2 protein-coding genes are annotated in these 1,609 nt (G+C 78.7%); both read left to right on the forward strand.

Translation table 11 applies throughout. The features are described 5' to 3' along the window. A partial coding sequence (locus AB0E14_RS39700) for a cytochrome P450 (RefSeq protein ID WP_362430460.1) occupies nt 1-672 on the forward strand: 672 nt, incomplete at its 5' end. After that, nucleotides 669-1,607 carry an NAD(P)-dependent oxidoreductase gene (locus tag AB0E14_RS39705; protein ID WP_362430464.1) on the forward strand — a complete coding sequence of 313 codons (939 nt, stop codon included), beginning with the start codon at nt 669-671 and terminating at the stop codon, nt 1,605-1,607. The genes AB0E14_RS39700 and AB0E14_RS39705, both read left to right, overlap by 4 nt. Nucleotides 1,608-1,609 lie beyond the last annotated feature (2 nt).

Raw genomic sequence — 1,609 nt, forward strand, 5'->3', positions numbered from 1 at the left:
CAGCTCGGCGCTACTCCCCGGGCGAGCGGTACGGCCGCGTCTACCAGATCAACTACGCCCGCTAGACCGACCTGCCCGCACCGCGACGCACGGTCGTCGGCGGAGACGGCGGCCGCGGCACCCGCACCCGCCGCCCCGCACGCGGACGTCGCGCTGCGCGCCATGATCGCCGTCGCGGCGGTCAACACCACCGTCGCCGCCCTCCCGCGTGCGGTCGCCTGGTGTGCCGACGGGCGGCTCTGGGACGAGGCGGGCGACGACCGGCTGCGGGGCGCGCTCGTCGGGGAGCTGTTCCGGGTCACCGCTCCGTCCCCGCTGCTGCCGCGCGTCGCGGCGGCCGATGCCGTGCTCGGCGGCCGTCCGGTGCGGGCCGGGGACCGGTTGCTGCTCGTGGCACGGCACGCCGTGGGCGCGCCCGCCGGCCTGCCGGACGCCCGGCGGCCGGCCCCGGCCGCCGTCGCCCGGCTCGTCTTCGGGGCCGGTCCGCACGCCTGTCCGGGCGCGCGGCTCGCCCTGGCGCAGCTGGACGACGTCCTGGCCGCGCTCGCCCCGTACCGTCCGGCTGTCGTCGGCGCGCGGGTGGACCGGCGGGCCGCCCTGCCCGGCTGGCGCAGGCTCACGGTCCGCGCGACCAGCGTCCCCGTTCCCCTACAGGAAAGCGACCTCTCATGATCACGATCGCCGTCACCGGAGCGAGCGGCTTCTGCGGATCGCACGTCGCCGCCCTCGCCGCCGCACGCGGCGCCGACGTCCTGTGCGTCGGGCGGCGGCCCGGGCCGGTCGGCCGGCACGTCCGCTGGGACGCCGAGAGCGGACCGCCCGACCTGTCCGGGGCCGACCTCGTCGTGCACTGCGCGGCGGCCGTCGGCGACCCCGTGCCCGGTTCGCCGGCCGAGGCGACCATGCGTGCCGTCAACGTCGACGGCACGGCACGCCTCCTGGAGGCCGCGGGGGACCGCCCGGTGGTCTGGGTGAGCAGCTCCAGCGTGTACGCCCCCGGCCCCGGCCGGGACCTGATCACCGAGGACCACCCGGTGGGCGGGCAGCTCAACGCGTACGGGCGTACGAAGGCGGCGGGCGAGGCCCTGGCGCTCGCGGCCGGCGCGGTGGTCCTGCGTCCGCGCGCGGTCTACGGCCCGGGCGACCCGCACCTGGTGCCGCGGCTCCTCGCCCGGGTCAGGGCGGGCGTGCTGGCGCTGCCCGGCCCCGACGTGGTCCTGAGCCTCACGGCCGTGGAGAACCTCGCCGACGCGTGCCTCGGGGCCGCCGGCTGGGGCCCGGGCGCCTACAACATCGCCGACCCCGTTCCGTACCGCCGGGACGAAGCGGTGCGGACCGTCCTGCGGGCCCATGGCGTGCGCGCCCGGATCCTGCACCTTCCTCTGCCCCTGGCGTGGGGCGCGGCCACGACGGCGGAGGCCCTGGGACGCCTGCGGCCCGCGGCCGAGCCGCCGCTGACGCGGTACGCCGTCGATCAGCTGGCGCACCGGGTCGTCCTGGACGTGACCAAGGCGTGGGCCAGGGGCTGGCGCGCCGACCGTACGCTCGCCGACTACGCCACGGCCGCCTCCTCCACGACCGGCCGCGCGACGACGGCCGCGCGCTGAGC

The sequence above is a fragment of the Streptomyces sp. NPDC047981 genome, assembly GCF_040653315.1.
Classification (GTDB): Bacteria; Actinomycetota; Actinomycetes; order Streptomycetales; family Streptomycetaceae; genus Streptomyces.